Annotated in this window: 21 protein-coding genes and 1 pseudogene; 16 read left to right on the top strand and 6 right to left on the bottom strand. The window is 46.2% G+C overall.

What is annotated here, in order from left to right; translation table 11 throughout:
* Positions 1-13 precede the first annotated feature (13 nt).
* The 3 genes from L5M11_RS21680 to L5M11_RS21670 all read left to right on the top strand — a co-directional run bounded on the left by L5M11_RS21680 (position 14) and on the right by L5M11_RS21670 (position 2,264).
* Positions 14-1,057, top strand: a complete 1,044-nt coding sequence (locus L5M11_RS21680; RefSeq protein ID WP_263168356.1) for a hydrolase — start codon at positions 14-16, stop codon at positions 1,055-1,057.
* Positions 1,041-1,286, top strand: a complete 246-nt coding sequence (locus L5M11_RS21675) for a YheU family protein (protein WP_113939743.1) — start codon at positions 1,041-1,043, stop codon at positions 1,284-1,286. The genes L5M11_RS21680 and L5M11_RS21675 overlap by 17 nt, the downstream gene beginning before the upstream one ends.
* Before the next feature lie 90 nt (positions 1,287-1,376).
* Positions 1,377-2,264 carry a phosphoribulokinase gene (locus L5M11_RS21670; protein WP_011847692.1) on the top strand — a complete coding sequence of 296 codons (888 nt, stop codon included), beginning with the start codon at positions 1,377-1,379 and terminating at the stop codon, positions 2,262-2,264.
* Between the two features lie 645 nt (positions 2,265-2,909).
* On the opposite strand, the gene L5M11_RS21665 is transcribed toward L5M11_RS21670, so the two are convergent.
* Positions 2,910-3,419: a GNAT family N-acetyltransferase gene (locus L5M11_RS21665; RefSeq protein WP_263193225.1), complete on the bottom strand. Its 510-nt coding sequence runs from the start codon at positions 3,417-3,419 to the stop codon at positions 2,910-2,912.
* 176 nt (positions 3,420-3,595) lie between these two features.
* Positions 3,596-4,888, bottom strand: coding sequence for an aminopeptidase PepB (pepB, locus tag L5M11_RS21660; protein WP_263193224.1), 1,293 nt, complete (start codon positions 4,886-4,888; stop codon positions 3,596-3,598).
* A 214-nt stretch (positions 4,889-5,102) separates the two neighbouring features.
* On the opposite strand from pepB, the gene sfsA reads away from it, so the two are divergent.
* From sfsA to L5M11_RS21610, 10 genes are all read left to right on the top strand, one after another.
* Entirely contained in the window at positions 5,103-5,807 is a 705-nt protein-coding gene (gene sfsA / locus L5M11_RS21655) for a DNA/RNA nuclease SfsA (RefSeq protein WP_263193223.1), read from the top strand.
* A 163-nt stretch (positions 5,808-5,970) separates the two neighbouring features.
* Positions 5,971-6,414 carry an RNA polymerase-binding protein DksA gene (dksA, locus tag L5M11_RS21650; RefSeq protein ID WP_006082967.1) on the top strand — a complete coding sequence of 148 codons (444 nt, stop codon included), beginning with the start codon at positions 5,971-5,973 and terminating at the stop codon, positions 6,412-6,414.
* 169 nt (positions 6,415-6,583) lie between these two features.
* The gene (gene gluQRS / locus L5M11_RS21645; protein ID WP_263186479.1) at positions 6,584-7,498 is read left to right on the top strand and encodes a tRNA glutamyl-Q(34) synthetase GluQRS; all 915 of its coding nucleotides are present in this window, start codon (positions 6,584-6,586) and stop codon (positions 7,496-7,498) included.
* Between the two features lie 19 nt (positions 7,499-7,517).
* Complete coding sequence (locus tag L5M11_RS21640; protein WP_173497280.1) at positions 7,518-9,059, top strand: polynucleotide adenylyltransferase PcnB; 1,542 nt, start codon at positions 7,518-7,520, stop codon at positions 9,057-9,059.
* Complete coding sequence (gene folK, locus L5M11_RS21635) at positions 9,059-9,541, top strand: 2-amino-4-hydroxy-6-hydroxymethyldihydropteridine diphosphokinase (RefSeq protein WP_263145355.1); 483 nt, start codon at positions 9,059-9,061, stop codon at positions 9,539-9,541. Before L5M11_RS21640 ends, folK begins: the two co-directional genes overlap by 1 nt.
* 56 nt (positions 9,542-9,597) lie before the next feature.
* Entirely contained in the window at positions 9,598-10,395 is a 798-nt protein-coding gene (panB, locus tag L5M11_RS21630) for a 3-methyl-2-oxobutanoate hydroxymethyltransferase (protein ID WP_028761774.1), read from the top strand.
* 24 nt (positions 10,396-10,419) lie between these two features.
* Positions 10,420-11,265: a pantoate--beta-alanine ligase gene (panC, locus tag L5M11_RS21625; protein WP_173246722.1), complete on the top strand. Its 846-nt coding sequence runs from the start codon at positions 10,420-10,422 to the stop codon at positions 11,263-11,265.
* Positions 11,266-11,655: 390 nt separating this feature from the next.
* On the top strand, positions 11,656-12,183 hold the full coding sequence (locus L5M11_RS21620; protein ID WP_263145357.1) for a DUF4124 domain-containing protein: 528 nt from the start codon (positions 11,656-11,658) through the stop codon (positions 12,181-12,183).
* A gap of 553 nt (positions 12,184-12,736) precedes the next feature.
* The gene (locus L5M11_RS21615) at positions 12,737-13,156 is read left to right on the top strand and encodes a curlin (protein ID WP_105251518.1); all 420 of its coding nucleotides are present in this window, start codon (positions 12,737-12,739) and stop codon (positions 13,154-13,156) included.
* Between the two features lie 14 nt (positions 13,157-13,170).
* Positions 13,171-14,676: a curlin gene (locus tag L5M11_RS21610; RefSeq protein WP_263145361.1), complete on the top strand. Its 1,506-nt coding sequence runs from the start codon at positions 13,171-13,173 to the stop codon at positions 14,674-14,676.
* A gap of 165 nt (positions 14,677-14,841) precedes the next feature.
* Here L5M11_RS21610 and L5M11_RS21605 read toward each other — a convergent pair whose 3' ends face one another.
* The gene (locus tag L5M11_RS21605; RefSeq protein ID WP_014611267.1) at positions 14,842-15,507 is read right to left on the bottom strand and encodes a helix-turn-helix transcriptional regulator; all 666 of its coding nucleotides are present in this window, start codon (positions 15,505-15,507) and stop codon (positions 14,842-14,844) included.
* 394 nt (positions 15,508-15,901) lie between these two features.
* A complete protein-coding gene (locus L5M11_RS21600) occupies positions 15,902-16,510 on the bottom strand; it encodes a DUF2238 domain-containing protein (RefSeq protein ID WP_105251516.1) in 609 nt (202 codons plus the stop codon).
* Positions 16,511-16,664: 154 nt separating this feature from the next.
* Here L5M11_RS21600 and serA point away from each other — a divergent pair, with 154 nt between their 5' ends.
* On the top strand, positions 16,665-17,894 hold the full coding sequence (serA, locus tag L5M11_RS21595) for a phosphoglycerate dehydrogenase (protein ID WP_105251515.1): 1,230 nt from the start codon (positions 16,665-16,667) through the stop codon (positions 17,892-17,894).
* A 154-nt stretch (positions 17,895-18,048) separates the two neighbouring features.
* On the top strand, positions 18,049-19,011 hold the full coding sequence (ygfZ, locus tag L5M11_RS21590) for a tRNA-modifying protein YgfZ (protein WP_263193222.1): 963 nt from the start codon (positions 18,049-18,051) through the stop codon (positions 19,009-19,011).
* Positions 19,012-19,099: 88 nt separating this feature from the next.
* On the opposite strand, the gene L5M11_RS21585 is transcribed toward ygfZ, so the two are convergent.
* Together L5M11_RS21585 and L5M11_RS21580 are read right to left on the bottom strand one after the other, a co-directional pair.
* Positions 19,100-20,116, bottom strand: a complete 1,017-nt coding sequence (locus L5M11_RS21585) for a two-component system response regulator (RefSeq protein WP_263193221.1) — start codon at positions 20,114-20,116, stop codon at positions 19,100-19,102.
* 48 nt (positions 20,117-20,164) lie between these two features.
* Positions 20,165-22,960: pseudogene (locus L5M11_RS21580) on the bottom strand (response regulator); the annotation flags it as partial.
* 74 nt (positions 22,961-23,034) lie between these two features.
* Here L5M11_RS21580 and L5M11_RS21575 point away from each other — a divergent pair.
* A partial coding sequence (locus L5M11_RS21575; RefSeq protein WP_263192006.1) for a transposase occupies positions 23,035-23,208 on the top strand: 174 nt, incomplete at its 3' end.

Genomic DNA, 23,208 nt, shown 5'->3' with positions numbered 1-23,208 from the left:
AAGATAAACATCTATGCCAAATTCCTTTATGCCACCTTGGTGGGCCAAGAGCCCCCATATACAAACGATTTTACCCGTATTCACTAAAGTGGCCAAACCAGCATTACAGCGGCAGCGCTTAGAGTTACCCGATGGCGATTTTATCGATTTAGATTGGCAGGATGTTCCACAGTCTGGCAAACCGATCGTGGTGATCATCCACGGCTTAGAAGGAAGTGCTCAATCCCATTATGCGCGGCGGATACTGCAAGCCTGTAAGGAACAGCAACTCGCAGCCGTCGTGCACCATCACAGAAGTTGTTCGGGTGAGGCTAATCGCCTCGCCCGCAGTTATCACAGTGGCGATACGGACGATTTACAGTTTAGTCTATCGACACTGAAAAGCGCGTATCCGCAATCGCCCTTATTAGCCGTAGGTTACAGTTTAGGCGGCAATGTGCTGACTAAGTATCAAGGCGAATATCAGGATGATAGTTTATTAGCCCGCGCTGTGGTTGTCTCTGCGCCGCTGCAATTGTCAGCCTGCGCTAAACGCTTGGAAAATGGCTTTTCGAAGGTGTATCAAAGCTATCTAATCAAACAGTTGCAACAGAAAATAAGCCATAAACTAAATGATCCCGACTTAGCCATCTCTATGCCGCTAAGCCAGTTACAGGTCGACCGTTTAAATACCTTCTATGATTTTGACGATAAAGTCACAGCGCCATTACACGGCTTTGACGGCGTCGACGATTACTATACGCGTGCCAGTGGCTTACCCTTTGTCAGCCGCATAACTAAACCGACGCTCATCATACATGCTAAGGACGATCCCTTTATGACCGATGAAGTGATCCCCCAATCAAGTCAATTGTCGGGCTATGTGGAATACGAACTGCATCCCTATGGCGGCCATGTCGGCTTTATTGAAGGCGGTACACCTTGGAAACCGCGCTTCTACCTTGAGCGACGGATCTTACATTTTTTACTAGGCGATCAAAGTGTTGACTCACTTAGCGCAGACCCAATCAACGGCGACAATATCACCCAAGGAAACACCGATGCTCATTCCCTATGAAACCCTGTTACAACTCCCAAAGGAAACGCTCGCCAATGTGATCCGCGAATATCTCTTAGGTCAAGTGGAGGATGGCAGCTTTGCCAGTCTCGATGAACAGGAACTGATGCAGGCGATAGTCCAATGTCAACAAGCACTTAAACAAGGTAAGCTGAAATTAGAGTACAGTGAGGACGATGAGTCCTTCGCGATACGCTCGGCGGATCAAATAGCACAGCAGCAAGATTGACCAGTCCTATCTCTGTACCGTATAAATAGTACTCGCGTTTTTATCGCTTCCCCATAAGCGGCTCTTTTGGTTCCTAGCTAGGTAGAAAAAATGTCAGCAAAACATCCCATTATTGCAGTTACAGGCTCATCAGGCGCGGGAACCACCACGACGACCACCGCCTTTAGCCATATTTTTCGCCAACTCGGGATCAACGCCGCCTTTGTCGAAGGCGACAGTTTTCATCATTTTACCCGCGCCGAAATGGAAGTCATGATCCGCAAATCCCAAGCTGAAAACCGCAATCTTAGCTATTTTGGCCCAGAGGCTAATAACTTTGCTCGTTTAGAGCAATGCTTTCGCGATTACAGCACCACAGGCCAAGGTGAAACCCGCAGCTATTTACACACCTTCGATGAGGCAGTGCCTTTTAACCAGATGCCCGGCACTTTTACCCAATGGCGACCACTACCTGAAAATACCGATATGCTCTACTACGAAGGCTTACATGGCGGTGTGGTTACTGGTGATGCCAATGTCGCCCAGCATGTGGACTTGCTGATCGGCATGGTGCCCATAGTCAACTTAGAGTGGATCCAAAAAATTATCCGCGATACTTCAGAACGTGGCCACAGCCGTGAAAAAGTCATGGGGTCAATTGTGCGCAGTATGGACGACTATATTAAGCACATGACGCCACAGTTCTCCCGCACTCACATTAACTTTCAGCGAGTACCGACGGTCGATACCTCTAACCCATTTAGTGCCAAAGATATTCCGAGCTTAGATGAGAGCTTTGTGGTGATCCGCTTCCGCGGTATCAATAATGTCGACTTCCCCTATTACCTCAATATGATCCAAGGTTCATTTATGTCACGGGTCAACACACTCGTCGTCCCCGGCGGCAAAATGTCGCTGGCGATGGAGCTGATCCTTACGCCTTTGATTAAAGATTTGATGGAAAAACGTCAACAACTTAATACTCCAGAGGCGAACTGAAACCTTGAGGATTTGTGGGCAATTTTGACTAAAGGCTAAGGAAATAAAGTCTTTTTTTGCAATGGATTAAGTTTTATTTAAGCCACTCGCGCTAATCTTGTCGGCATCGGGATTTCAGGCGAAAGAACGATAGTTGGCATACTCTTGGGAGTTAATTCCCCCATCTTGATCTGTTGATTTCCTTGAGTATGTCAGCAACCTTTTAACGTAACTTTAAGTCTTCAGAGTTAATTCCACATCCATACTTGATCTGTTGATTTCCTTGAGTATGTCAGCAACCTTTTATGAAGAATGAATTCCACATCTATGCTTGATCTGTTGATTCCCTCGAATATGTCAGCAACCTTTTTAATGTGACTTTATATAAGTTAATTCCGCATTCATACTTGATCTCTTGATTCCCTTGAGTATGTCAGCAACCTCTCAGAAATCTAGACTTTAGATTCTAGGAAAATAGAACATTCGTAAACTCACTCACAGAACGCTGCACTCACAATAAGAGCAAAGCCCGTTGCATAAATCGTGAGTCAAAAAGTGACGTTCTGTAGCAGTTTGCTGTGTGCCGTTATCCGTAGCCGCAAAGCGGCGTTCTAGCAGTTGCAAAGCAACGCCCTAGATTCTAGCAACAGCGTTTTTTGCTGCGTCCTAGCAGGCCAAAGACCGCCCTAGATTTTTATACATCACCATACACTCTAAGGCTATTCCTCTGGGCGAACAGTAGATAGATTCCTCCTCTAAACCCTCACCACCAAAACCACAGTGGCGATAGAAATCCACCGCATTTAAAGTTGATTCTAATCTGAGCTGGGCAATCCCCTGATTAAAAGCCATAGTTTCAATAAATTGCAGCAGCACTTTACCAACTCCTAACCCCATAGCATCGGGGGAAACAAACAAGGCTTCTAACTGAGCATAGGGTTCATCCAACATGGCCGTGCCGACCACAGTCTTAAGCTGCGACTCGTCAGAGGACAACTCTGCCACATAAAAATGTGCATCGACGATACGACTAAATTGCTCGGTCAGTTCGCCCTCGGTCCAAATCACCAGATCGCCCGCATCATAAAATCCGGCGCAGCCTTTATTAATAGCTGCATTACGGATATCCCAGCAGACCTGAGCATCAGCTTTCGTCGCTTTTCGTATAGTTATCATCATGTTTTCCAATTAAAAATGCTCAGCCATAACATGCCATGAAGCCGCTAAAACGCCAAGTAAACGAGTGTTCTAATCTTTCAACCAATAAAAAACCGCCCGTAGGCGGTTTAATCAAAGCTACAGAACCTTAATGGATCTTAGCTAACATATCTGACTTAGTCTTAGCGCTAGACTTAGCCTTTAATCAATTCACTAATAGTCAATACGCCGTGGGTTGTTGCACCCGCGCCCCACATGGCAGAAGCTGAATCTTCAAAAGCGCCCGCTAAATCAACGTGTAACCATTTAGCTTCGGGTGACACGAAACGCCATAAGAAACCAGCGGCATTAGAAGCACCACCTGCACCGCCGCCTTTCATTGCGCGGCTGTTTGCGGTGTCAGCATAGGCAGATGGACACATTTCTTTGTGCCAAGGATCCAGCGGCAGCGGCCATACTCGCTCGGCAACGCTAGTGGCTTTTTGCTGGGCCAGTTGCAACACATCCGCCTGTGGCGAGAAAATCGCGTTGTAGTTAGAACCCACCGCCATCACAGCGGCGCCTGTAAGGGTCGCTGCATCGATAATAAAAGGTGCGCCTGTAGCAGAAGCAGCTTGTAGGCCATCGGCCAACACTAAGCGCCCTTCCGCATCTGTGTTCACCACTTCAACTGTTACACCATTTTTGTAGGTCAGAATATCACCTAACTTATAGGCGCGACCGCTGATCAAGTTTTCAGCACAACATAAGAAGAGTTTAACGCGTTTGTTGAGGCCAGACTTGATCGCTAAACCAAGTGCTGCAGTCACAGTCGCCGCGCCGCCCATATCGCATTTCATGCCTAACATGCCTTCAGAAGCTTTGATACTGTAGCCGCCAGAATCAAAGGTAATCCCTTTACCCACAAGCGCCACAGACACGGGTGCATCGGCGGCTAATGGGTTGAAGTCTAACGCTAACATTGCTGGTGGACGCTCACTGCCGCGACCGACGGCATGGATACCAATCCACTGCTCTTCAAGCAGCGCTTCGCCTTCAATAATCCGATAACTTACCTTGTCGCCACCAACGTCAGCCAACCATTTTGCTGCTTGTTGGGCAAGCTTCACTGGCGACAGGTTCTCAGGCGTATCGTTGATCAGTTGACGGGCAAAAGTCGCCACATCGAGTCGACGTTGCAATTCTGCTTGCACAGACTCATCACCACACCAATGGATTTGATAGCCTGGTTTTGCCGTCGCGAAACCTTGGGCAAACACCCATTGGCTATTGAGATCCCAAAACTGCCCAGCTAATTCCACACAGCTAATGCCTTGACTGCGCAGTTTACGGGCCGCCATTTGAATTTGACGTAGCTCATCGCCACCCGCTAAATGAATTTGCGCACCGTCGGCAGTATAAGTTACATCAGCCTTGCCCCAGTGCGCGGCTGGCGTTTCTTTAGTTAATTGCACTTTCATCAATTCAGTTACTTTTAGTTCACTCATTAGGGATCCTTATTTTTCGATTCGTTTTAGAACAATCAATCAGAACAATCAATCAGAACAATCAATCAGCAATCAGAACAAACTTTATGGCGGCAGTTTACTGCTAGCAGACGATGACGCAAAGCGATTGGCTAAAGTTACTCAGGTAAAATCTGTAAACATTTGCGAAATTTGCTAGGCTTTGCGACCTTGAACAGCCGAGATAGGTCTATCGATGGAATTTACACCGCCACTACAACAGGGCATTTTATTGCGCCGCTATAAGCGTTTTCTGGCCGATGTGCAGCTAAGCGATGGCAGTGAGATCACCCTACATTGCCCCAATACCGGCTCTATGCGTAATTGCCTGTATCCCGGTGAAACTGTATGGTTTTCTACCTCTGATAACCCTAAACGTAAGTACGCCCATACATGGGAACTGATGACCACGCCAGATGCTGGCTTGATCGGTATCCACTCGGGTCAGGCGAACACCTTAGCCGAAGAAGCCATCAATAAAGGTATCATCAAGGAACTCACGGGTTATGATAGCCTCAGCCGTGAAGTCAAATACGGTGATGAAAATAGTCGCATCGATATCCTGCTACAGGGTGCTCAAAAACCCGCCTGTTATATAGAAGTCAAAAGTTGTACTTTGCTCGAAGATGACCAAGGTTATTTTCCCGATGCTGTAAGCCTACGCGGTCAAAAACATTTACGAGAATTGATGCACATGGTGAGTCAAGGCCATCGAGCCGTATTGCTATTTGTGGTGCAGCATAGTGAAATATTCAGTGTTGCCCCAGCAGCACATATCGACCCTGAATATGCTAAGTTACTGAAAATGGCTGTGTTAGCCGGCGTTGAAGTGCTAGCCTATCGCTGTAAAATCTCCCCTACAGAGATTCACCTAGCCCAAGCCTGCGATGTACGAGTATGATGTTAAGGCTGAGTTAAATTTGATTTCATTTGAATTAGCGAACATAGTCAAAAAATTCAATCAAAGCAGAATGAAAAGTTTGCCTCGATGTGAAGATTCTGCTATAGATAGCGGCCGTTCTTAAGGACGCCCTACAAACGCAAATGATTACAGGAGATGCGTTATGCCTGAAGGCACCAAAAAACTTGGCGTACTCGCTATCGCAGGTGTAAATCCTTACCAGGAAAAGCCGGGTGAGGAGTATATGAACGCTAAGCAACTGGGTCACTTCAAGACAATTCTTGAAGCTTGGCGCAATCAGTTGCGTGAAGAGGTCGACCGTACTCTTAGCCACATGCAGGACGAAGCCGCAAACTTTCCCGATCCTGTTGACCGTGCAGCACAAGAAGAAGAGTTCAGCCTCGAACTTCGTGCTCGCGATAGAGAACGTAAGCTGATCAAAAAAATCGAAAAAACACTGCAAAAAATTGAAGAAGACGATTTCGGCTTCTGTGATTCTTGCGGTATCGAAATCGGCATCCGCCGTCTCGAAGCGCGTCCAACAGCCGATCAATGCATCGACTGTAAAACGCTTGCAGAGATCAAAGAGAAACAAATGGCTGGTTAATCAAGCATACTGGGCGGGGATTTCCCCGCCTATTTGTTTCTAGCAACTCGTAAACTCGACGAGCTTAAGCCAAGCTCACTCCAATTTACCCCGATTCGCTTTTCTCTTAGCATCCCTCTAAAATACATCCACTTTTACCGTCGCGACTTTAAAACGCCATCTAGTTGTTATGTCAAAGCCATTACATTCCGATTTATCCAGCCAGCCCTATGTCGGCCGCTTTGCGCCTTCGCCTTCGGGTGCCTTGCACTTTGGCTCGCTTATCGCCGCCCTTGGCAGCTATCTGCGCGCCCGCTCGCTACAGGGTAAATGGCTAATTCGCATCGAAGATATAGACCCACCGCGGGAAGTCAAAGGTGCCGCCGATGATATCTTACGCACCTTAGAAGCCTATGGATTTGAGTGGGATGATGTGCCTCTGTATCAAAGCCAGCGCACAGCGGCTTATCAAGCGCAAATTGACTCGCTACTCGCCCAAGATAAAGCCTATTTCTGCCAATGTAGTCGCAAGCAAATTCAAACCATGGGCGGCGTCTACGATGGCCGCTGCCACCGATTGCCACAAACCCAGTCTGCAAATCTTGTTAGGTCGGGTGCGGTGCGAATCGTCAACACGGCGCAAGTGCAAGAATTTGATGACAATCTAATGGGCCATATTTGCGTTGATAGCCATTTTGCCGCAGAGGATTTCATCATCAAACGCAGCGATGGCCTGTACGCCTATCAATTGGCCGTGGTGCTCGACGATGCCTATCAAGGCATCACTGAAGTGGTTCGAGGCTGCGATTTAATCGAAGCCAGTTGTCGCCAACTGAGTTTGTATCAAAGCTTTGGTTTAGCCGCACCGCAATGGTTGCACTTGCCACTCGCCTGCTTAAGTAAAGGCTTTAAGCTCTCAAAACAAAATCATGCACAGGCAATTGATACACTTAATCCACAGGCGAGCCTCAATGCGGCACTGACATTTTTAGGCCAACCCCCCGTCGAAACCCGCGGCTCTGTGGCGCAAATGCTCGCTCAAGCCGTGGATCAGTTTCAATTATCCACTATACCGCAACAATCTGAGATACTGATCGAGCCCTGATATACTCATTAGGCCGCATTTGGTATATGATAGCCGCCAGATTTTTAATCAAATAACAGATCATATTTCGAGGTGTCCCATTTTTCGCCGTATCAGCCAATTCTGCAAACAGCTATTTGAAGACGCGCCTAAAACGACCGCTCCGACTCCAGCTCAGATTGAACCAACAACACCTGAACAAAGTTCCGGTGCTTTGAGTTTAGAGTTAGTACCAAGAGATGCCCATACCATCTCGCGCAAACAAATCAGCGAGAATGCCCTTAAGGTATTATACAGACTGAATAAATCTGGCTTTAAAGCCTATTTAGTCGGCGGCGGTGTACGCGATTTACTCTTAGGGATTGAACCGAAAGATTTCGACATAGTGACCAATGCAACACCGGAAGAAATCAAAAAATTATTCCGTAATTGCCGTGTTGTCGGTCGCCGTTTCCGCTTAGCGCACATTGTTTTCGGCCGCGATGTGATTGAAGTCGCCACCTTCCGTGGTCACCATGGCGAAAGCAATGAGAAAGTCTCGAAAGCCAATGCCGAAGGGCGTTTGCTGCGCGATAACGTCTATGGCGAAATCGATGAAGATGCCGAGCGCCGCGACTTTACCGTCAATGCCCTCTATTACGATATCAGCGATTACTCGATTCGCAGCTACGGCGGCGGTATGGCCGATCTCAAAGCTGGCACGCTGAGATTAATCGGCGATCCAGAAACCCGTTACCGTGAAGATCCGGTACGTATGTTAAGGGCGGTGCGTTTCGCCACTAAGCTCAACATGGGTATCGAAACAGTCACAGCAGCGCCGATTAAACAATTAGCGCCACTGCTCAAAGATATTCCGGCAGCGCGTATGTACGAAGAAGTGTTGAAACTCTTCTTTGCAGGCAAAGCCTTAGCCAACTTCGAATTAATGCAAGAATACAAGCTATTCGCGCCGCTGTTTCCGCAAGTGGCCGCTCTGCTAAAAGATGATCCTAAAGGTACGACCATGAAAATGGTGCAAGCCATCATGAAGAGCACAGATCAAAGAGTTAACGAAGATAAGCCGGTCACACCTTCATTCTTCTATGCTGCGCTTCTCTGGTATCCACTACGTCAGCGCGCCGAAGATATTGCCGTTGAAAGTGGTCTGACGTTATATGATGCCTTCTTTGCCGCCATGGGCGATGTGATGGAGCAGCAATGCCAAACCATTAGCATTCCGCGCCGTTTTAGTACGCCGGCAAAAGACATTTGGCAATTGCAGTTACGCTTCGATCGTAGCCAAGGCACCCGCGCCTTTAAACTGATGGAACACCCTAAGTTTAGAGCCGCATATGATTTGCTCTTGCTCAGGGGCGAAGTCGAAGCGGGTAATGTCGCTAAAAGTGCCGCTTGGTGGCAACAATTTGTCGAAGCCGATGAAACAGAACGTTTAGCCATAGCGCGTAGCGGCAGTAAATCGCCAAACCGCAACCGTAATGCCACCCAACGTCGTCGCCGTCCTCGTGCACCAAATGCCGATGGTTCAGCGCCGACGAGCGCACCTAAAGCGAGTGGCACACCTAAAGTTAAAACGGCTGAATAATGCCCCGCGTCTACGTCGCATTAGGCGCAAATCTTGAAGATCCCAAGGCTCAATTGGACAATGCCGTGACGGCATTGTCCGCCTTAGACAATAGGCTCGTCGTTTCTCCCTATTACCATTCGACGCCCATGGGCGATGTCGTGCAACCCGATTATATTAATGCGGTGGCGAGTTTCGATACTGATCTTGCGCCATTAGCTTTACTCGATGCACTGCAGCATATTGAAAACACCCAAGGTCGAGTCCGCCTAGAGCGTTGGGGGCCTAGAACCTTAGATCTCGATTTACTCTTGTATGGTAATGAGAACATTGATATTCCTAGACTCAAAGTGCCCCACTACGGCATGAAAACGCGCAGCTTTGTGCTCGTGCCTTTAGCCGCAATTGCACCGGATCTGATTCTGCCTTGCAACACTGCCATCGACAGTCTTATCGATACAAAAATGTTGGCCGAGTTACAACAACTGGGCATTGATCATTGAAGTCCGTCCTCAGTTAGCTTATAACACCACTTCTATTTGGTTTGAAGATCATCCATATGTCTAAAATTACTAGCTCAACCCTGTTGAAATACAAACAGGAAGGTAGAAAATTCACGGCACTGACAGCCTATGATGCCAGTTTTGCCAGCGCGTTCGATAGCGAAGGTGTCGATGTGCTGCTGGTCGGCGATTCTTTGGGAATGGTTCTCCAAGGCCATGACGATACCCTGCCCGTCACTACTGCAGAAATCGCTTACCATACTCGCTGTGTTCGTCGCGGTATTGAACGTGCCCTGCTGATCGCCGATATGCCCTTTATGAGTTACGCCACGCCAGAACAAGCCATGGTCAACGCCACTGAGTTAATGCAAGCTGGCGCGAACATGGTCAAAGTCGAAGGCGGCCACTGGTTACTCGAAACCGTCACTAAGCTCACCGAACGCGGTATTCCTGTATGTGCCCACTTAGGCTTAACGCCTCAGTCGGTTCATGTGTTTGGTGGTTTTAAAGTGCAAGGCCGCGATGCCGAAAATGCCCAGCGCATCCTCGACGAAGCTAAGGCTTTAGAAGCCGCGGGGGCTCAACTACTCGTAGTGGAATGTATCCCTGCGCCTCTCGCTGCGGCGATCACTCAAGCCTTAACGATTCCAGTCATTGGAATTGGCGCAGGCGCATCGACCGACGGCCAAATATTGGTGATGCATGATGTGTTAGGTATTTCAAGTGGTTACATTCCTCGTTTCTCGAAAAACTACCTAAAACAAACCGGTGAAATTCGTTCTGCGGTACGTGCTTATATCGACGAAGTTGCCCAAGGAACTTTTCCTGGCGAAGAACACACTTTTAACAAATAACAGATTTATGCAAGGTAAGGCTCAATGATCACTAGCGCCCATATTGATGATATTCGCACTCAAGTGCGTGCATGGCGTGCCAAGGGCGAGACTGTCGCCTTTGTGCCGACCATGGGCAATCTCCATCGGGGACACATCACCTTAGTGAAAGAAGCGGCTAAACGTTGTGATCATGTGGTGGTATCGATTTTCGTCAATCCAATGCAGTTTGGCCAGAACGAAGATCTCGATGCCTACCCACGCACACTCGCCGCCGACAGTGAAGCCCTCACCGCCGCTGGCGCTGAGTTGCTGTTTACCCCAACACCAGCCGTGATGTATCCCAAGGGCTTAGCGCAACAAACCTATGTTGAAGTGCCAGGTATTTCAGATCTGCTCTGCGGCGCTAGCCGTCCGGGGCATTTTCGTGGCGTTGCGACAATCGTCTGTAAACTATTCAACATAGTACAGCCCGATGTGGCACTCTTTGGCAATAAAGACTATCAACAGCTATTAGTCATTGAAACTATGGTTGAAGACTTGTCATTACCGATTGAGATTATCGGTGTTGATACCATACGTGAGGACTCAGGTTTAGCCATGAGTTCGCGCAATGGTTATCTCACCGCCGCAGAAAAAGCCGCGGCACCAGCGTTAAAACAGGCAATAGATGCTATGGCTGCAGGGATCAAACAAGGTCAGAGTGTTGATGCTGTCACCGAGCAAGCGAAAATCAGTTTAGTGGCGGCGGGCTTTACGCCGGATTATCTGGAAATTCGTCATGCCCACACGCTTGAGAAAGCGCAGAGCCAAGACCAAACCTTAGTCATTTTGGCCGCCGCCTATATAGGTAAAGCGCGACTTATCGACAACTTAAGGTTCGATCGCTAATCTCTTAAGCGTTATCAATAAATAAAAAGGAGCAGTCGCTCCTTTTTATTTACCTAATGACCGACCAGAAGCTATTTTCTTCTTTAGAATCAATCCAAGCGCCAAAAATTTGAAGCGTCAAAAAACTGGTTTTATCCCTAAATTTACGCCATAGTATGATGCAGATGTTAATTTAAGGTAAATGATTAGCGGCAGACATTGACGAGTGAATTTGACCTTATAATGATGCATGGCTAATCCTTTAATTTATTGGGCTTAACAGCCGGTTAAGCCTAATAAAAAACGGTTATAAAGGCATAATAATGTAAACGTCACAATCATTATTTATCATGCTTAATCAAACAATTAAATCATAATAGCTATGCAAGTGTACAAAGGATTTGTGGCCTCATGGCAAGACTGATACTCACCCTAATTTGTGTTATTTTGCCCACTGCAATACAGGCAAATACCATTTATAAATGCCGTAAAGATGACAAAATTGTCTTTAGCCAAACCGCTTGTCCGCAGGAATTTAGCCAACATAAAATCGAATACCAGTTAGGGATAACGACTGAAGTAGACTCTGATAAAAGAGACATTCCTGTCGATCCCTTACACACTCTACTGAATAGCCGAACCATTTCTAAAGAAAAATTATTGCAGTTACTCGACGGCGAGATATATCGTCTTAAGCAGGAAAATAGCTATTTTGAAATCCTGCGCGCCAGTGAATTGCAGAAATTAGAACGTAAGCGTTATTGGCAAAATAAAGAGAAAACCGATCCTGAATACATTAACGAAATGGACGATATCAATTCTCGCTTCAATGCGTTAACTGTGAGTAATAACAGCGCGATGCAACAACTGCAAGACCGTAAAAGCCAAATCAGTACAGAAGCATTCCATGAAGAGTTAAAAGAACCAGAAAAGCACTGATCTCGCATAAAACAGTAGTATTAATCTTTTCTCTACCCCATTAAGGAATTTAATCATAATAATGGTTAATTTTCCGCTCACAGTAATGTCCCTTTATTTAACCTAGGATTCATTACCGCAAAGACAAGAAGCCTGTTGTTGCACACTGGGTAAATGACATAGGTTGCTACAGTTAATTAAACCCCACAGCAGTTTCTCGCTGGCACAAACGCGTGCTTTTTTATCAAGAAAATGCAAACGCGATAGTCGATGTATTTCCCTTCACTTGTTATTGCATTGTTTAAAAATCAAATACTCTCTTCACAACAAATACGACTTAACTACTAGGACAACTAGGCTAGACCCCTTAAATAAAAACACGTCAATAAACATATAAAATCTATTTAATCAATACGATATTAATACAGCCATCATTTACCTTCCGTTAATCCTTTCTAGAATAAATACCCGTTTGGCCAATTGCGACATATTAACGGGACTCGTATCTTCAGGTCTGAATTTGGGATGCAAGTTGCTTTAAGCAGCCCAAGATATTTGATGCAAGGAGTCACCCGTGCCAAATACCTCTATACGCTTTTTGGTGCCGCTGATCTTGCTCTGTAGTTGTATGACTTCAGCACAAGAGCTGAATGTCAACGAGTTACCCGTAACCCTTCAGGCATTACTGGAACGTTCCGGTCGCGATAACCTTATCGAGCTGGTTCAACAAGGCACTGCCAACCAAGGATTACTGTTCCAGTCAGGCAGCGATAACAAGGCCGATGTAACACAAGTGGGCAATGATAACGATGCGCTAATCACACAGATTGGTTCAAACAATGAAGTCCAACTACTGCAAGTCGGCAGTCAAAATACGGCTTCAGTGACACAAATTGGCAATGACAATCTCGTGCAACTGAACCAACTAGGAAGCGGCAACTTTTCGATTCAACAGATTGCGGACGGTGCTGCAATCTCAATAACTCAATATTAAACAGGGAGCGTCACATGAAATCACAAGCTAAAAAATCACTTATTGCTTTGGCCATTGCAACAGGTTTAAGCGGTCAAGCTTTTGCTGCCAGTACAGTGAGCGAAATTAGCGTAGTACAGTCAGGCCAAGCCCAAGACACTTTAGTCTCACAAACGGGTGGCCTTAACGCTGCTGCGGTTGTGCAAACAGGTACAGCTCAAACCGCAACTGTCATCCAAGACGGTGTGTGGCATGAAGCGGCTATTAATTCAACGGGTGATGATAACAAGGTCCAAATAACGCAACAAGTTGACTGGCATGTGGCAAGTGCAAATGTTGTAGGTGACAACAACAATGTAAATGTGTCGCAAAATGGTTTCTTTAACCAAAGCAGTAGCGATGTTACTGGCAACGATAACACGGTATTCGTTAACCAATTAGGCGAAGTCAACGAAAGCCAAGTTGAAATCACTGGCGCTGAAAACAGCGTGTTTGTTGAGCAAGAAGGCGACGCAAACTTTGCAGTTTTTCGCGTTGAAGGCAGCAACAACGACGGTAAAATCACACAAATCGGTGACAACAACCAAGCAGGTTTAATCGCTCTCGACTTAACCGCTAACGTGGGTAACAACAACGACGTTTCTGTTAATCAAGCGGGTAACAATAACTTTGGCGCAGCGAAAGGTATTGCAGGTAATGACAACACAGTAGACATGGTCCAAAAAGGTGATAACCATGTTGGCTTCGTTTACGCACTGGCCGGCAGCGATAACGATATTTCAATGGATCAAAAAGGTAACGGCAACACGGCTTATCTTGCGATGACTACGGGTGATGACAACAGTGTCGATATTACTCAAAATGGCAGCGGCAACACTATCGGTGATACTTTAGTGGCCGATATCCAAGGTGATGATAACGATATTACTATCACTCAAAAAGGCGATGTCAACGGTGCGGAGTTCCAAGTATGGGGCGATAGCAACGACGTTGACTTGAAACAAAAAGGCGATGCGAACTTCGCGACCTTTGGTGCATACGGTGCAGATAATGACTTCGATTTATCTTCTAAAGGCGATAACAACGAAATCATTGCCTTCGCTGATGGTGAAGATAACAGCATTGAAGTCAGCCAAGAAGGCGATGAGAACTTTGCTTATGTAGATGCCGTGGGTAGCGATAACGAAGTTGATGTTGAGCAAGATGGCGCTGAGAACGAAACATTGATTTCTGTTACTGGCAACAACAATGCCGATGTCAGCGCACTTCAAAGTGGCGATCTTAACGTTATTGACCTGATTATTGAAGGTGATGAAAACACCGCGCAAATTACTCAATCAGGTAAAGGTAACTGGGTAGGCGGCGATAGCGACACTTCATTTGCTTCAAATTCATTTGGCGTTAGCGGTGACAATAACAGCCTGTCAATCACTCAAACGGGTAATGACAACTTAGTGTTAGGTTCTCAAGCAGGCACTAACAACAGCATCAACGTGAACCAATCAGGCAATATGAACGTTGCCACTGTAGTGCAATACTAATCAATACTGTTAAACCACCACAGCTAAACTCTTTGGTGGTTTATAAAATGGGTGTTAAACAAAAAGCGGGAATGTTTAAATAAACATTCCCGCTTTTCTATGTTGATATGCCAGCAATCATTAACCACTCACAGCGAAAAGCTAACGACCAATATCTTTAACTGACTAACTGCACAGCTCAAAGTGAGTTTGATAGGTTTGCGCCCAACGTAAAAGCTCAACCCGATTACGAGACTGGGTCTTGCGGAAAATAGAAGAAATATGCGCCTTCACTGTATGTTCGCTGATACATAACCTATGAGCGATTTCTTTATTCCTCGCACCACTCGATACGAATTGAATGATAGTGCGTTCACGGGATGTCAGCATCTGCAGCATAGCCACAGTATCAGAGGGCATTTCATTATTACCTTCTAACTTTTGTACGACACGGCGGAACATTTTGCTTAGCAAAGTTCTATCGTACCAAAGTTCCTCTGCCACCATTTTACGTAAACCCGTTAACATCAGATCCATACGTTGATCGGCAAATAAAATACCTCGAATGCCGAGTAACATTGCAGATTCTTGGTCTAAGGAGTCTCGCTCAACTTGATACAGCGCCACAGGAAAATGTGACACTAATCGCGAAGCTAACAGAGGTATCCCTTTGTTATCTAATGCTGAACCTTTTTGGGTGATCAGATAAAAACTACGGCGACTCTTGTCTAAATCCAGTTCAGCCGCATGCTTTACTATTCGCGTTTTCAAACCTATGGATTCAGCGAGTAACGCTAAATGACATGGCGCGGCCATTTGGTGTAAAAAAACCAATTCATTAATTGTGCTCAATGACTCTCCTCCCTGAAAAGTATTCTCTATTGCAAAATGGTATGTTTGACTCGTCTTTTTAGTTAGATTTTTCAACATTCCATTAACCTAGTTAATTCTGACTAGTTAACGATTGAAAAACATCACCCAAATGTACTATTCCCTGTTTAATGCTAGTAGGTTCGACTAACTCACCACAATAAAATGGAATAACAGTCAAAAATACCGTTTTACTTGGCCAACGCCCAGCACCTAATACTTTCCAACTATGACGTTATCAATCCAAAGTTGCAACACAAAGAAAACACAATAACAACACTAAAGTATGACAACTCAATGTCATCACACTCACACCATATATTTCAGGGAAGAAAGTCTTACAACTCAAACAGAGAGCATCACCCACTTTTAGCCGCTAAATCCTCTGCTTGAGTCTCGCGATTTGTTTATCTTGAAAACGAGACAGTAAAGCTAACGCGACAATTGCGCCAATGAGGGCAAGAAACATGTCGGATTGGGTATCCCATACATAGCCTTGAGTCCCTAAAAAGGCTTCAGCCCCTTCGCCGGTTGCCACGGCAACCCACCATTCGATCAGTTCATAAAACGCCGAAAATGCGAGCACAAAACAAGTAGCAAGAAACGCGCACCAAGCCCCAGGTTTGACAGCTTGATTACGCAACATAATTTCACGGGCGAGCATGGCTGGGATAAAACCTTGCGCAAAATGACCCACTTTATCGTAATTATTACGTTCTGAACCCATCCAATCCGCAATCGTGTCGAATAACGGCACTTCAGCGTAAGTATAATGAGCACCTACAAACAACACACAGCAGTGTATTAAGACGAGAAAATACACTAGAGGTGTTAGTGGAAAACGTTTGCGAGTAAAGAATAAAATCGGTACAGCAATCAATGCAGGTAAGGCTTCGAGCCACCATGTGAAAGGATCTGCGGGTTTTATCGCCGACCACACCAAAACTGAGAGGTAAATACCGCACCATGCGATTTTGTTATTCAATGTTTCTTCCTCTTATGCGATATTGTTCTAAATTTAGAATATTAACTTTAGCCATCTAGCCCTCCACACTGAGCAAAAAAAGTGCTATTTTGGTGGGTGAAGGTTGTGAGCATATCATAAGAAACATTTCTATTAATTAGAGGGTACCCATATCATGGCGAAACATTCGCTGGACAAGGATAAGATCAAGATCCTGCTGTTGGAAGGCGTCCACCAATCTGCGGTCGATGTATTTGAACGTGCGGGATACACCAATATCGAATACCACAAAGCTTCCTTAAGCGATGAAGCCTTACTTGAGTCCATTAAAGATGCGCATTTTGTGGGACTTCGTTCGCGTACCCAATTAACTGCAGAGGTGCTGAAACGTGCCGAGAAGTTAATCGCGATAGGATGTTTCTGTATTGGAACCAACCAAGTTGACCTTGCCACCGCCGAATCCCTTGGTATCCCAGTATTTAACGCTCCCTTCTCAAACACTCGCAGTGTTGCAGAACTCGTGATTGGCGAAATCATTATGTTGATGCGGGGTATCCCTGAACGCAACGCTATCGCTCACCGTGGCGGCTGGATGAAAACCGCAGCGGGCAGCTATGAAGTGCGTGGTAAAACCTTAGGTGTAATTGGTTACGGCCATATTGGTACTCAACTTGGCATTCTGGCGGAAACCTTAGGTATGCGCGTCGTGTTCTTCGATATCGAAGACAAACTGCCACTAGGTAACGCACAACAAGTCCATTCGTTGGAACTCCTATTAGCACAAGCTGATGTAGTAAGCTTACATGTCCCTGAAACTCCACAAACAAAAGACATGATAGGCGCTGCCGAGTTTGCGGCGATGAAAAAGGGCAGCATCTTTATCAACGCATCACGCGGTACTGTAGTCGATATTGAAGCTTTAACCGTTGCGTTAAAAGAACGTCACCTCGCAGGTGCCGCAATCGATGTGTTCCCCGTTGAACCACAATCGAATGACGATGAATTTATCAGTCCTCTACGCGGTTTAGACAATGTTCTACTCACGCCGCACGTCGGCGGTAGCACGGCCGAAGCCCAAGAAAACATTGGTATTGAAGTCGCGGGTAAGCTCGCTAAATACTCAGACAACGGCTCAACCGTTTCTGCGGTTAACTTCCCTGAAGTGTCGTTACCAACGCATAAAGGCACCTCACGCTTGCTGCATATTCACCAAAACCGTCCGGGCGTGTTGATCAAGATCAACCAAGCCTTCTCGGAAAAAGGCATCAACATCGCCGCCCAATATTTGCAGACCACTGCAGAAATTGGTTATGTCGTGATGGAAGTCGACACAACTCAAGCGGAAGAAGCCTTAGTTGAACTCAAAGCCATTGAAGGTACATTACGTACCCGCGTGCTGTTTTAAACTTTAAACTCCACTCGCTTTAAGCCTATCGACTAAAGCACACATAATAAGGCGCACAGATCATTCTCAGATATGTGCGCCTTATGCTTTTGAGCCAACTGGAATTCCGTTACAATCTAGCCTCTCACATCGTCTTCATTTTCAGGATCTCGCTATGACTATTTCAGTTTCTACGCCCCATTGGGATCTGGACGCTACCTTGCCTCCACTTATGCTTGCCAACTTATCTCATTTGGGCCTCATCAAAGTCGTTGGAGAACAAGGCCGCAGTTTTATCCATGGCCAAGTGACCACAGATATCAGCTCATTGGCCACGGATCAATGGCGCTGGGGCGCGCATTGCGATCCTAAAGGTAAAATGCTGGCCAGTTTCAGAACCTTTGCCATTCAAGATGCACTCTTTATGTTGATGCCAAAGGATGCCATCGAAGTCGATTTACCCCAGTTACAAAAATATGCCGTGTTTAGTAAAGCCACCCTAAGCAATGCATCCGCTGAGTGGACTCTGCTCGGGGTTGCCGGTGAACAGGCAAGCCAATTCGTGAAAAAACATTTTGGTGACATTCAGCAAGAGCTCACACTCATTGAAAATGGTGCGATTTTAAAAGACGCTGAACGTTTTATTTTAGTATTAACACCAGATGCCGCAGCAGCTTTAGTTGCGCAATCGGAACTGAGTGTATTTGACGCAAGTGCATGGCAAGCGTTAGAGATTGCAGCAGGTTACCCCAACCTTGCCGCCAGCCATGCCAGTCAGTACGTACCGCAGATGTGTAATCTACAAGCGGTTAACGGTATCAGCTTCAATAAGGGCTGTTACATGGGACAAGAAACCATAGCGCGAATGAAATATCGCGGTGGTAATAAACGCGCCCTGTATATTTTGCGCGGTCACACTAGTCTTCAAATCACCCTAGCATCAGGCCTTGAAATCGCGATGGAAGACAGTTTTCGCCGTGGTGGCCAAATCATTGAGTTTGTGCAGCGTGGCAATCAAGTCTTGTTAACCGCCGTACTTCCTAATGACACGCCTAATGATACTCAGCTGCGTTTTGCCGACGATGAACAATCACATTTAACGATCCAAGCCCTGCCCTACTCATTAGATGAAGCGTAATGCTTTGATTTAATATAATTAGTATAAAATATTGAAGCAAAATAAAGGCGCCAATGGCGCCTTTACCTTAGTCAATGCACTTCGAGCATCAATTTTCTAAATAAGTATCTCGAATGGCAATTGCTTCTGGCAGGATTTGCTTGAACTCCTCCACCAGCTTAGGATCGAAATGTTTTCCCGCTTGATGTTCAAATAACTCCATAGTTGCTTCAATCGTCCAAGCCTGCTTGTAAGGCCGTTGCGAAGTCAGCGCATCGAACACATCCGCAATCGCGGTGATACGCCCTTCAAGGGGAATTTCTTCGCCTACCAAGCCATTGGGGTAACCTGAACCATCCCACTTCTCATGGTGAGTTAAGGCGATACGACGGGCCATTTGCAATAACGGATCGCTATGTTCACCAATAATTTCTGCACCTATGGCGGCGTGCTGCTGCATAATTTCCCATTCCTGCGCATCAAGTTTCCCAGGCTTTTTCAGCACAGCATCGGGCGTACCGATTTTACCAATATCGTGCATAGGCGCCGCGTTAAAAATCAAGTCACAAAAGGTTGTCGGTAAGCCGAGCTTTACCGCTAATATGCGGGCGTAATGACTCATGCGCACAACATGTAGACCCGTCTCGTTGTCCTTGTATTCAGCGGCACGGCCAAGACGACGGATAATCTCGAAACGGGTTTCTTCTAATTCGTGGGTACGAACTTTAACTTGTTGTTCGAGTAGACGTTTTTGATCATAAAGCGCAAGATGCGTTTTAACCCGCGCTTTAACAACAGGCGCACTGACAGGCTTAGTAATGTAATCCACCGCGCCCAATGCAAAACCTTGGGCTTCATCAGCAATTTCAGATAAGGCGGTCACGAAGATCACCGGAATATGGCTGGTCAGCGGCTCTTGCTTTAGCAGCTTGCAGACTTCATAGCCATTCATACCTGGCATCATGACATCGAGTAGAATCAAGTCAGGCCGCGATTTTGTCACTAACGCTAATGCCCTTGGCCCATCGATCGCCACTTTGACTTTGTAATCATCACCTAGAATACCGATCAAAATATCAATATTCTCAGGTGTATCATCGACGACTAATATTGTTGCTTTTTCCATTAACAACTCCACTCAATGTCACGCATTATAAATTCGCGCTACCGCTTTCTATCCTAACTGTGTAATCACATCGTCAATTAAGTCGATTGCCTCATCAAACTGATACTGGTTAATCATAGATAAAGCGGGGCTTAATGTTTGCCACATTGCACTACTCACCTTCGGCTTTAACGCATCAATTTTTGCCACAGCGCTGGCATCGGCTTCATCTAGATTCTGACGTAAGACCCGTAATGCGGCTCTCAAGTCCTCATCTGATAGCAAGTCCACCGCTCGGGGCTCGGCTTGATTCACTATCGCAGGCTTAGCCTGTTCAATCGCATCGCAGATAGAGGCCACTAGCGGTTGAATTTGAACTAATTCATCTTCATAGGGCGCTTTCTCTGTTAAATGCAACTCAAGCAAACGCGCTAATTCCACCAATTTTGCCGAACTTAAATTACCCGCTAAGCCTTTAAGGGTATGGGCGATACGCACCGCATCTTCGACTTGATTCGCCGCGATGGCTTTGCGAACCTGCTCCACCACATTACGTTGACTGCTCACAAAACGATCAAAGATTCGTTGATAAAGACGTGTCGAATGCTGCACCAGTTGCAAACCTCTATCGATATCCAGCTCAGGGTGTTCTGGCCATTTGAGCAATACCGTTTGATCAGCGCCATTGCTGACTTCACCCTGTGCGCTGGACGAAGTTAACCGAGTTGAGGCTTCCGCCCTTATCGCAGCAGAAATTCCAGAAGAAGATCCGAGGTATTTCAATAGGGTTTGATAGAGCACATTTACTTCTATGGGCTTGGCAATATGGTCGTTCATGCCCGCCCTGATGCACATGTCCCTATCGCCCGCCATCGCATTAGCCGTCATGGCGACGACGGGTAAATTTGCCAACGCGGGTCTTTTTCTTATCGCCTGAGTGGCTTGATAACCATCCATGACCGGCATTTGGCAATCCATTAACACTAGATCGAAATGCTGTTGGGATAGCTTATCTAAGGCAATTTGGCCATTGGTCGCTATGGATAAAATAATCCCCACTTGCTCTAAAAACTCGCTGGCGACTTCGAGATTCATCTCGTTATCTTCCACTAATAAGATACGCTTCCCTTGAAGTGGCAATAATAACTGCGGCGCCAGCTCTTCAGTGCGGCGTCTCACTGGCAATATGCCTTCACGGCCAATCGCATTCATTATGCCATCGAGCATGCGTGAGGCGCTGATGGGTTTACTGATGTACCCCGCCAGTGCTAATTGCTCAATTTGAGTGATAAATTCATGATTCGCATGGGCGGATACCATCAAGATCTTAGGCTGAGACTTAGCCTGTAGTTGGATCTGACGGGCGGTTTCTAACCCGTCCATATTGGGCATTTTCCAATCGATTAATGCCACTTCATAGGTCTGCAGTAAGCAGCGGCTTATTGCTTCTTCACCTGAACGAACCGTATCGACTCTAAAGCCCATACTTTCGAGCGTTGTACGCATTATGTCTCTGGCGGTCGCGTTATCATCTACCACCAGCACAGACATGCCCTCAAGCTCTTGCTCAAGCACTAATTTTTGGCCCTCGGAAATTTGTAACTTCACAGTGAAATAGAAGGTGCTGCCATGACCAAATTGACTTTCGACACCAATATTGCCCCCCATGAGTTCAACGAGTTGCTTGCAAATAGCCAAGCCTAAGCCTGTACCACCGTATTTACGGGTGGTTGAAGTATCCGCTTGGGTAAAGGATTTAAATAATTTTGCTTGCTGCTGCTCAGTTAAGCCTATGCCGCTGTCACGCACGCTAAAACGCAGCACGACATCATCATCTTGCTGTTCAACAAGATTTAACGACAGTAATACTTCACCCCGCTCGGTGAACTTAATGGCGTTATTCATCAAGTTAATCAACACTTGGCCTAAGCGTAGCGAATCACCATATAAATAACGCGGCACGTTAGGGGCGACTGCAAATAACAATTCAATCTGCTTGTGGGCGGCTTTCTCAGAAAACATATCGCTGAGATCTTCCAGCATAGTATCGAGCTGAAATGGCACAGATTCTATGTCGAGCTTACCCGCTTCAATCTTAGAGAAATCCAGAATGTCATTGATAATAGACAGTAAAGACTGCGATGCCCGCTCAATCTTCTCCACATAATTCTTCTGTTTCTTATCTAATTCGGTCTGTAAGCACAGCTGGGACATGCCGATAATGGCATTCATTGGGGTGCGTATTTCGTGGGACATATTCGCCAAGAAGTCACCCTTTGCTTTACTGGCGGCATCGGCTTGCTCTTTGGCAAGTAACAGTTCATCGGAGAGCAATTTAAGCTCTGTCATATCGACCATACTGATCACAGCCGATTCAAATTGTCCTTGGGCATCTAACAATGCCGACACATTGACCGTCATCCATAAAGGCGCACCGGAAGGACGAATAAAACTCCTCTCGCCACGATAATGGTCAATTTTGCCACCGACCAATTCCTTAAATTGCGCCTTGGCAATATGCTTATCTTGCGCGCTAAGGACCTCAAAAATTGCGGTATTGCGTAAACTCTCCCTTGACCGCGCCATATCGGCACAAAATTGGTCATTACAATCTAAGATAACGCCTTTAACATCCACATTGACGATACCAATGGTCGCACCATCGAACAGTGCCTTAAAGTGCGCTTCACTGAGGGCTAACTCTTGTTCTATGCTCTTGCGTTGGGTGATGTCCATTACATACCCATTCCAAGTAATGGCGCCATCCTCTTCTACATGGCCGCTCGCCCCCGCCTCCATCCAACGTATGCTGCCATTGGGATGGCGATAACGAAACTCGCGGATCCATTGAAACCTATCTTCACTTGTAGTGGCATAGTGAATTTGGCCACCTAATAAGAAATGTTATGATCTCATTCATAGCGAATTTAGGTGACAAAATGAATAAAAGTAAACGTGCTCGATATAGCGCAGCGATTAAACTCGAAACTGCCCAATTAGTCATTGACCAAGGCTATACACAAGAAGCGGCTGCCAAAGCCATGAACGTAGGTAAATCAACGGTCAGTAAGTGGGTAACGCAACTTCAGGTTGAACGCAAAGGGCTTACTCCT

Origin of the sequence: Shewanella sp. SM87, assembly GCF_025653705.1 — a bacterium.
In the GTDB taxonomy this organism is placed as follows: Bacteria; Pseudomonadota; Gammaproteobacteria; order Enterobacterales; family Shewanellaceae; genus Shewanella; species Shewanella oncorhynchi.
The sequence above is the reverse complement of the archived record's forward strand: the minus strand, read 5'-3'. Positions and strand labels throughout refer to the sequence as shown.